Source organism: Pseudomonas sp. FSL R10-0399 (assembly GCF_009600165.1).
GTDB classification, from domain to species: domain Bacteria; phylum Pseudomonadota; class Gammaproteobacteria; order Pseudomonadales; family Pseudomonadaceae; genus Aquipseudomonas; species Aquipseudomonas helleri.
In genome coordinates this window covers 1-9,578 of record NZ_WIWK01000165.1, presented here as the reverse complement: position 1 = coordinate 9,578, position 9,578 = coordinate 1, and the positions used below count along the sequence as shown (strand labels likewise).

The window sequence follows — 9,578 nt, the reverse complement described above, 5'->3', positions numbered from 1 at the left end:
GCATTGGCCGAGGCGATGCATTCAATGGCAATCAGGTTCAGGGCCGCGATGGGCGGGTCGTTCCAGTCGTCAGCGCTGGCTTCAACGCGACGTTCGGCCGAGCCGCCCAGGTGCTCCAGAACACTGATGCGGCTTGGGCCAAAACCGCGTTCGCGCAACAGCGCCGCAACGGTGGCCGGGCTGCTGCCGTCATTGCTCAGCACCAGCAGGCGTGCGCCGCTGTGCAAGTGAGCATTGAGCGCAGCCACCGGACGGGCGACCACTGACAGCGTGGTCACGTCTTGCAAGGCCCAGCCCAAACGTGCGGCCGCCAATGAGGAAGAGGAGGGCGAGGGCAGCACGTGCATCTCGGCGTTTTCAACCACGCGTGCCAGGCTGGCGCCTACGCCGAACAGCATCGGGTCACCACTGGCCAGCACGCACACTGGCTGGCCGCGCAATGCCAGCACCGGCGCCAGCGAAAACGGGCTCGGCCACGTCAGGCGCTCGGCGCGGATGCACGCGGGCAGCAGGTCGAGCTGGCGCTGGCTACCAAACACTTGAGCAGCATTTAGCAAGGCCCGGCGCGCATTTTTGCCCAGACCGCTGAAGCCGTCTTCACCGATTCCCACAACTGTAAGCCAGGGCGACATGCCAATCCTCATTTCAAACAGCGGTTCGTTCATCCAGGATCAGGGCAAAAGGCCTGCGGATACAGGCCGCATGATAGCGCGCCTTGGCCCCCTAACTAAGTAGTGCCTTGCAACGCTGTGTGCGGCGTAGCGTTCAGGGGTATGTCTACCCCTATTGCGAGCTGAACCATGAGCACACCTTCCCTGCCTTTTTATGCGCCGCAAGCGCTGCACGACACGTACCTCAAAAGCCTCGACCTCGCCCAGACCAAAGGCATTATCAATGCCGACGAAAAGGAGCAGCTGGGCTCGCTGCTTCAAGACGAAACTGGCGCCAGAGCGGCTTATGCGTTTTACCCGATTGTGTCCCGCGATCATTACCGCCCGGTGCACTGGGTTGCCGGGCTGATCCTCAGGCTGGACCTGGCGCCGGCGTCGGCTGTGTTTTTATTCACCGCGCTCGGCAGGTTTGAGCGCTTCGCCACCAAAAGCGCGTTGCGTACGGCATTGCAGTTGCTGTTGGACAGCCCCCAAGAAAACGACGAGCTGCTGCGATTTTGTCCCGTTGAAGTACGTCCCTATTTAACCCAGGCAGGCTATTTGTCGCTGGTTACACGGCAAGTGTCTGGACCTGTCATGACCGGTGTCAGCCAGGCCATAGAGAGCTTTTTGCGTGGTTGTCAGGAGCAAACGCTGCAAGCGCTTGTGGGGCTGCCGACACTTCGTTCGGTGCTTGATGGCAACGTGTCTTACGCAGTGAATAACCAATTTAGCGGACCTCATTTTGAAGTCTTGAAGCTTCAGGTACGTAGCACTCGGTTGGGGAGCAGTGCGTTGGCTGAGGACGATGTAACTACCGCGAGCCTGAGTACGATAGCGCTGGATTACTTCCTGCAAGGAGGCTTTGCCGCCCACCACCGTCGTGAATACCTGGGCCTGCCAGCGGCGATAGCATCACTCAGTCACAGCGAAAAAGAGCAAGGCTTTGAGCGTGCACTGAAGCAGGCCACCGATGATTTGGCAGGCAGCATGCAGCGTTCGTTAAACCGTACATGGCAGCCAGCGTCGCTGCCGCGACGTGCGCTGTATGACTATTGCGTTGCCCGCCAGGCCGATATGTTTTATCAGCAGACGGTGCAAGCCCTGCATGAGCAGAAGGTGACGGCAGCGCAATTTGCTCAGTTGCAGCACGTGCTTTCAGGCACCTTTAAGGACGTGCAGGCACAGGTTGCGCGGTTGGCTGTGTTTGACCCCGACAAGGGCGAGGTCGGCTTGTCCGGTGTGTTCTGCATCTTTTTTCCAGGGCTGAATTCACCCGTTTTTTTATTTGGCGGGGCTGAAGGCCTCCAGCAGTTTGAAACACGTGCCCGGCTTAAAGACGCGATATTGTCGCCGTTGAGAGCCCCCGCCTTGTATGACTCCATTGCCCGTTATGCCGCGCTGGACCAGCAAGCGTTGCTCGCTGGTATGCAGGAGTTGCGCCTGAGTGTCGAAAACATTGACGCGGATGTATTCGGCTTTTGTGTGCAGGCCATTCACAAGAAGCAGGCCAGCGATGTCGACTTCTTGTTGAAGGAGTTCAAAGCCCGGCGTATTGCCCTGGCGGGGGTCGATCATGCGCTGGATGTACGCGAGCTGATTGATCAGGGGCTCTTGGCGCTGAGCCCACCGGAGCGCTGGAGCAGCCGCTTCATGCGTCACGCACATGAGTTGACCCTTACCTCGCGCAGCAAGGGTGGCCAGGCTGATCTGTTGAGTGTGAAGCTGCCCAGACTAGAAGCCCAGGTGGATGAGCTGTTACGTGATTGGCCTACCGTTTGGGCCGTTGCAACGGCTCGCCTGCAAACGCTGCTGGTTTCCCATGGTCATGCCCCCTCGGATGTGCACCGGCTTGTGGTTCAAGTGTTTGATCAAGCGCCGCAGCCGGGCGTTGTACCCGTTCGCTCACTGTCGCTGGTCGAGGCGCTGTTGGAGCGGGTGACAGGTTATCAGCCGTTGCCGCAGAACCCGGATCTGATTCAAGTCTTCATGCAGCCGTTAGCTAACGGAGAGCTCAAACCGACCCGGCGATTGGCCGCAACCAAGCTGCTGACGCTGCTGGAACAAGCGTCGCCGTCATTTGTGCAACTCATGGTGCAGCGCCAGTGGGCTTTTTTTCACGCCCCGTATCCAGAGCAGAGTCCGGATGCGCTGGTAGACAGGCTCAGCACCATAAGAATGGTCATGTTGCGGGCTGAATTACGCCTGCTGAGTCTGGAAAACCATCTTCAAGCCACTGAACGGGCTGTGCTTGGCGTGGTATTGGGTTACCCGATCAGTGATCAGCGCCCGGCGCTGGATCAATTTGTGCCGGATGTGTTTGCGCTGACCGCGTCGTTCGAAGGGGTTGCAAGCGCGCTGGACATCACCAACTGCTTACTGTTTACCCAGCGTGGTGGCCTGGAGTCAGACGCTGCAGGGCGTGCCGTGTTCTGGAGCCCGACTTTGGGCTTTGAAGGTTTTGCCTCAGTGGATGCGTGCAAGGCTATGCTCGAAGCCCGCCTGATGGACAAGGGCTTGCGTTGGGGGCTACTGACGCATGTGAATGCCTCCGATCAGGCGCGGGTTATTCGTTATCTGGAGGGCACGCCACAGTGGCAACCGGCCGGGCAAAATGGCTGGTTTTACTTCGAGCGCTTTGAGGAGGACTTCGCTCGTCAGAGCCAGAACACGGTGATCAACCAGTTGCTGGCCGATACCCGACATGTGTGCAGCCTTGCTGTGAAAACGCCATTTTCTGGTCAGGGATTTGAAAACAGTTTCAAGAGCCTGCTGGTGGCTGGCAGGGCAGGCGTGCAAGTGGCGCGTGTCAGTGAAATGGCGCGCCTGCAATGGTTCAAGGCTTCGCTGCCTGAGTGGTTGAAGTCTGCCAGCGCCGTCGATCAGAAGGCCTATGCCGACGTTCTGCAGCGTTATCAGCACAGCACAGAGGCCGTGCAGAGTTATCTGCACAACATCCCGCAATTGTCGGTGTATTCCAATGCATTGCTGACGGCGCGTCTGGATCTGGATTTTCCGGGCGCCAACCTGAACCCCGAGGCTATTGAGATTGCCATCGACACGTACCTCGCGGGCCCCGTACCGGTCGGCAGCACGCCGTCATTTCTACCTGCTGCGACCACGCACAGTGTGCAGTCACTCACTCAGTTCGCCTTGAACGGGCTGCATCGCATTAACCAGGGTGTGATGTTTGTGCGGTTGCGAGAGGGCGGCGCGCTGCCCGTCGCTTTGAATGCGCTCTATGTGCGCCGCTTGGTGCGGGAACTGGACCTTGGCACACATTATCAAGACCTTATAAAAACCATGCTGGCGCCTGGCCGGGAGGGTGTTGCCCTGCGTCAGCAGCAGTTTGCCGAACAACTGGCCGTGCAGATGCTGGAGCAGGCCATGCGACAAAAACTGCAGGACCCGGAGTTTGAAACCGCCTACCGCTACATTTGCCATGTCATCAGCATGCCTGACGGCGCGGCGCGTGAGGCTCTGGACCAGGTATACATCACCGTGCGGCCCTTTGAATTGATCGAAGAGCCCGGCGCCGACCCGGATCGAGTCAGGGGCGTCTATATCATTGGCCCGGTGGAGCCAAAGTCAGGCCCACAAGTTCTCTGGATCACCTACAGCGAGCGCTTTACCTTCAAGGCCTACGCCAATGACGCGGCCTTGCTCGCGGATCTGGGCGTCAATACAGAGCTTCAGGCCGACATACTGCAACGCATCGCGCCCTATACCCGCAAAGTCTATGACCATGGCGGCTTTGTTGAGCCGCATCTGGCGCGTTATGGGGATTCCTCGCTGAATTGGCTGTTGCTCAAGGCCTTGCCGCCGACTCTGGCCAGAACCCCGATTGCCGGCAATCTCTTCAGGGTGATGTACAAGGACAACTACGAAGCATTGCTAACAATGGCTGCGGCGCAAACTGAAACCACTGCGCAGGCAGACTGGGAGGCGTTCAAGTATTTGATGTCGCTTGTTATCACCAGCGCACTGATGTTCCTGCCCGCCAGGCTCAATATTCCGTTGGTGGTCTGGCAGTCACTGGGCTGGTTGTCGCAAGGGGTCGAAGCCGCAAAAAAAGGGGATTGGGGCGAATCCGTGGCCGAGTTCGCAACCATGCTCTTGCTGTGTGCCAGTGGTTATGGCGTGGTACGCCCGTCATCGGCCAGCCATGCGCCAGTTGAACCAGTCGTCGAACCGGTTCGCCTGACAGCACAGCAACGCGCCGGGCTGGAACCCTTTCAGGTGCATGATGTGACGCTGCTGGATTTGCGCACAGAGCCGCAGACGCAGTTGTTCAGTCACCCGCAGACGAAGTTGCACTATGTGCATCTGGATGGCTGTCTGTTCCGGGTACAGGTCTGGCGTGATCGCTGGCGCATTGACATAGGTGAGGGCCGTGATGGCCCGCTGATTAAGCTCAATGCGCGCAAGCTCTGGGAGCTGGATCCCAATGAGCCGCTACTCGGTGGCGGGCCGGTGATGTCGACCACGGCGGCGTTGGCCGATCGCATCACCCATGAGATCCAGGCAACGGGCATGGGCAGCATCCAGCGTCAGTTCCCGGATAAAGCCCTGGCGATCCGCGACGCCCATGCGCAAGCCGTCACCTACCTGGAGCGTTGCCAGAATGCCCTGCACACATTGAACGAACCCGGTGCTGGCAATGCCGCGCATCGCGAGCTGATCAAAGAGTTTTTTGATGTGCCCAGCCTTGAACCGCACCTGCTGGATCGGCTGAATCACACCATAGAACCGATGTTGACGCGGTTTCTGCATCCTGACTTGTCGCCACTGACCTCCCGCCACTATGTGGTATGCCGTTCGCGTTTCAACGACAAGGCGGTGGCCTGGATTCATCGCTGGGACACCGACAAACGCGTGTTCCTGAGTGAGCGTTTTTTCACCACGCTGTTCGACCAGCCTCAAGCCTTGAGCCATCCGTACCTCAAACCCACCGACCCGCCTTTTGCCGTCAATGCGCATTACCGCGCGTCTTTTCTGCTGCACGAAGTCAGCCATGGGGTGCTAAACACCGAAGATATCAACTACCTGAACCCCGGTTTTCCTTACGACGATCTTTTGGATGACACCACCGAGTTTGGCAATCAGCTCAAAGCGTTTAACCAAATTATTCAGGAGTGCCACTCACCCCACTTACAGCCTGAGTATCTGTTTAAGCAATTTGATGTCGAGAGGCACACCTGGGCGGATATTCCGAGCAATCCGGGCAAGGCCAAGGTCAAGGCGATTACCGGGGTGCAGACCTTGGCTGAAGCGCGGTCGATCTTTACCGATGACCCGGTCAAACGGGTCGAGTTGATGCTGGCCAATGCCGACACGGTGGTGCTGTTGATCACTCGATTGGGGCGTGTGCAGCCGGTTGTGGCTGAGGAGAGCACGCCGGTGTAGGCATTCCGTCCGGCAAGCTTTTCATGCGGTTGCCCAAAGCAGGCATAATGCGCGACCTGCAATAGCGCATTGCCTGCTCTGGACCGACACGTGCCCCTGCCATCTGAACTCTCAGCGACGTCTCCTGTACGCCCGACCGGGTGCCCGGGGTTGTTGCGCATCGTCCAGGCGATGGACGGCGGGATCTGCCGGGTCAAGCTGGCGGGCGGCGTGATCACCGCGCAACAGGCGCGCGCCGTGGCCGACGTGGCGCAGCGTTATGCCAGTGGCGTGATTGAAGCCACCAATCGCAGCAACCTGCAAATTCGCGGGGTTGGTATTGAGCATGCCGCGCTGATTGAGCCCTTGCTGGCGGTGGGCCTTGGGCCTGCCAATGCGGCCAGTGACGATGTGCGCAACCTGATGCTCAGCCCGACGGCCGGGATCGACCCGTATCAAACCATCGACACCTGGCCTTTGGCGCGACAAATTCTGGCCAGCCTTGAAAGCACCCCGCGTTTTGCCGAATTGTCGGCCAAATTTGCTGTGCAACTGGATGGCGCGGAAGCCTTGGCGATGCTGGAACATCACCATGATCTGTGGCTATCGGCGTTCGTGTGCAACGGCCAAACCCTGCTGGCGTTTGGCCTGGCAGGCTGCCCGACGCACGATGCGCCACTGGGGGCGGTGCCTCTGGCGCACGGGCATGAGCTGGTGATGGCTGTGCTCACGCTGTTTCTGGACGTGGCGCGCCCTGAACAGACACGCATGCGTCATCTGTTAAAAGACCTCTCGGCGGCCGATTTTGTTGAGCAACTCGCGTTGCGCATGCCGGTACCCATTACCCCGCTAACAGACTGGCGGCGTGACCAGCCGGTGCTGCAAAGCCCGATCGGTACTTATCCACAGCGCGAGCGCGGGCGAGTCCATGTAGGCGCCGCGCTGGTGCTGGGGCGACTGGATGCCGCGATGCTCAACGGTCTGGCGCAACTGGCCAGCGAGTATGGTAATGGCACCTTGTGCTTTACCCCTTGGCAAAGCGTGTTGCTGCCGGATGTGCGGGCCGAGGATGCGCCGTTACTCACGCAGGACTTGCACGCATTGGGCCTGCTCTGCGAGGCGCAAGATCCGCTGGCGCACCTGATTGCCTGTACCGGCTCCAGCGCCTGTGCCAAGGGGCTGGCGGACACCAAAGCGGATGCACGGCACCTCGCGACGCTGTTGTCACAGCCGCAGACGATTCACCTGACGGGTTGCCAGCGCGCCTGTGCGGCGGCCCATGTGGCGCCGGTCACCTTGCTGGCCGTGGCGCCCGGTCATTACGACCTTTATTTACGCGCACCAGAGCACGCCGGTTTCGGTGTTCTGCGCGAACGCAATCTTACTATTGAAGCGGCGGGTGCTTGGCTTGAAGCCCGCCAACGGAGCAACACCGATGATTGATTACATCCGCGACGGTCAAGAGATCTATCGCAATTCGTTCGCCATTATTCGCGCCGAGGCCAACCTTGAGCACATCCCGGCGGACCTTGAAAAATTGGCCGTTCGGGTGATTCATGCATGCGGGATGGTCGATGCCGTCGAAGACCTGTGCTTCTCACCGGGTGCCGGCAAGGCCGGGCGCGATGCGCTGGCCGCTGGCGCGCCGATTCTGTGTGATGCACGCATGGTGCTGGAGGGGGTGACGCGTACGCGTTTGCCGGCCAACAACGCAGTGATCTGCACCCTCAAAGAAGACGGCGTTGCCGAGATGGCCCGCGAGGCGGGCAACACCCGCTCTGCTGTCGCCCTGGAACTGTGGCGCCCGTACCTGGAAGGCAGTGTGGTGGTGATTGGCAACGCGCCGACCGCGCTGTTTTACCTGCTGGAAATGATCGATGCCGGGGCACCGAAGCCTGCGCTGATCCTTGGTTTCCCGGTGGGCTTTGTCGGTGCCGCCGAATCCAAGGCCATGCTCGCCGCAGACAGCCGTGGCATACCGTTCGTGGTGATGCAGGGCCGTCGTGGCGGCAGCGCGATGGCCGCTGCTGCCGTTAACGCCTTGGCAACGGAGATCGAATAATGGCGCAACCAGGACGTTTGATCGGTTTGGGTGTGGGCCCTGGCGATCCCGAGTTGATTACGGTTAAAGCCTTGCGCTTGCTGCGCGAGTCGCCGGTGGTGGCGTACTTTGTGGCCAAAGGCAAAAAAGGCAACGCGTTCGGCATCATCGAAGCCCACCTGCAAGCGGCGCAAACGCAAATGCCGCTGGTGTACCCGGTGACCACCGAAGTGCTGCCCGAGCCGCTGTCGTATGAGCAGATCATCAGCGACTTCTATGACCAGGCCGCCGAAGAAGTGGCCGAGCACCTGCAGGCTGGCCGTGACGTGGCGGTGATCTGCGAAGGCGACCCGTTTTTCTACGGCTCTTACATGTACCTGCATGATCGCCTGGCTGAGCGTTTTGAAGCCCAGGTAGTGCCGGGCGTGTGCTCGATGCTGGGTGGCGCGTCGGTGCTGGGCGTGCCGTTGGTGTACCGCAACCAGAGCCTGTCGGTGTTGTCGGGCGTGCTGCCCCACGATGATCTCAAGCGTCGCCTGGCCGATGCCGATGCGGCGGTGATCATGAAGTTGGGCCGCAACTTTCATAAAGTGCGCGAAGTACTGGCCGAGCTGGGCCTGGCTGACCGTGCGCTGTACGTTGAGCGCGCGACCATGAGCAATCAGAAAATCGTCCCGCTCAATAACGTAGACCCGATGTCTTCGCCGTATTTCTCGCTGATCATCGTGCCCGGCGAACGGTGGCAAGGATGAGTCGCTCAGACCCGGCCATTGTGATTTTGGGCAATGGCAGCCTGGCCACGGCGCGCCGCATCCAGCAGCTTTATCCACAGGCCGTGATCCATGGCTTGGTGGATCGCGTTGACGGTGCGGATCGTACTTACAGCGATTTTGGCGCCAACCTGCGTCAGTTATATCAGCAGGACACGCCGATTATTGCGCTCTGCGCGGCAGGCATCGTGATCCGCACCCTCGCGCCCTTGTTGCTGGAAAAAGGTGCCGAGCCGCCGGTGCTGGCGGTTGCCGAAGACGCCAGCGCGGTGGTGCCGCTGCTGGGCGGGCTGGGAGGCGTGAATGACTTGGCGCGTACTCTTGCGGCGGGTTTGGGGGTGGCGCCTGCCATCACCACCAGCGGTGAGCTGCGGTTTGGCACCTGCTTGCTGAACCCGCCCAGTGGCTATGCCTTGGGCGATCTTGAGCTGGGCAAACGCTTTGTTTCGGATTTGCTGGCTGGTGAGCCGGTGCGCATTGAAGGCGAGGCGCCCTGGCTGGCACAGGCGCAATTGCCCGAAGACCAGCAAGCGCGCCTGGCGATTCACGTGGGCCATGCCGAGCGTGAGCCGTCTGCCAACGAACTGCTGATCTACCCACGCAGCGTCCTGCTTAAAGTCACGCAGGAAGTGTCGGTGCAGGTTCTGCGCGACGCGTTGCATGAGGCGAAACTGGCCTGGCAATCGCTGGCCTGCGTGGTGGCCGATGACCGGATGATGGCCTGTGCCGGGC

5 protein-coding genes and 1 pseudogene are annotated in these 9,578 nt (G+C 60.1%); 5 read left to right on the top strand and 1 reads right to left on the bottom strand.

Translation table 11 applies throughout. The features are described from left to right. On the bottom strand, positions 1 to 632 hold a 632-nt coding region (cbiE, locus tag GHO41_RS27350; protein ID WP_153435163.1), incomplete at its 3' end, for a precorrin-6y C5,15-methyltransferase (decarboxylating) subunit CbiE. Positions 633 to 800: 168 nt separating this feature from the next. Here cbiE and GHO41_RS27345 point away from each other — a divergent pair. The 5 genes and pseudogenes from GHO41_RS27345 to GHO41_RS27325 all read left to right on the top strand — a co-directional run. Beyond that, positions 801 to 6,056 (top strand): dermonecrotic toxin domain-containing protein, encoded by a 5,256-nt coding sequence (locus GHO41_RS27345; protein WP_153435162.1) that lies wholly within the window; start codon positions 801 to 803, stop codon positions 6,054 to 6,056. Positions 6,057 to 6,146: 90 nt separating this feature from the next. Continuing rightward, the gene (gene cobG, locus GHO41_RS27340) at positions 6,147 to 7,478 is read left to right on the top strand and encodes a precorrin-3B synthase (RefSeq protein WP_371929053.1); all 1,332 of its coding nucleotides are present in this window, start codon (positions 6,147 to 6,149) and stop codon (positions 7,476 to 7,478) included. Then, entirely contained in the window at positions 7,471 to 8,097 is a 627-nt protein-coding gene (locus GHO41_RS27335) for a precorrin-8X methylmutase (protein WP_048366522.1), read from the top strand. The genes cobG and GHO41_RS27335 overlap by 8 nt, the downstream gene beginning before the upstream one ends. Next, positions 8,097 to 8,828 (top strand): precorrin-2 C(20)-methyltransferase, encoded by a 732-nt coding sequence (locus GHO41_RS27330; RefSeq protein ID WP_153435160.1) that lies wholly within the window; start codon positions 8,097 to 8,099, stop codon positions 8,826 to 8,828. The genes GHO41_RS27335 and GHO41_RS27330 overlap by 1 nt, the downstream gene beginning before the upstream one ends. Continuing rightward, positions 8,825 to 9,578, top strand: a pseudogene (locus tag GHO41_RS27325) (cobalt-precorrin 5A hydrolase); the annotation flags it as partial. The gene GHO41_RS27330 and the pseudogene GHO41_RS27325, both read left to right, overlap by 4 nt.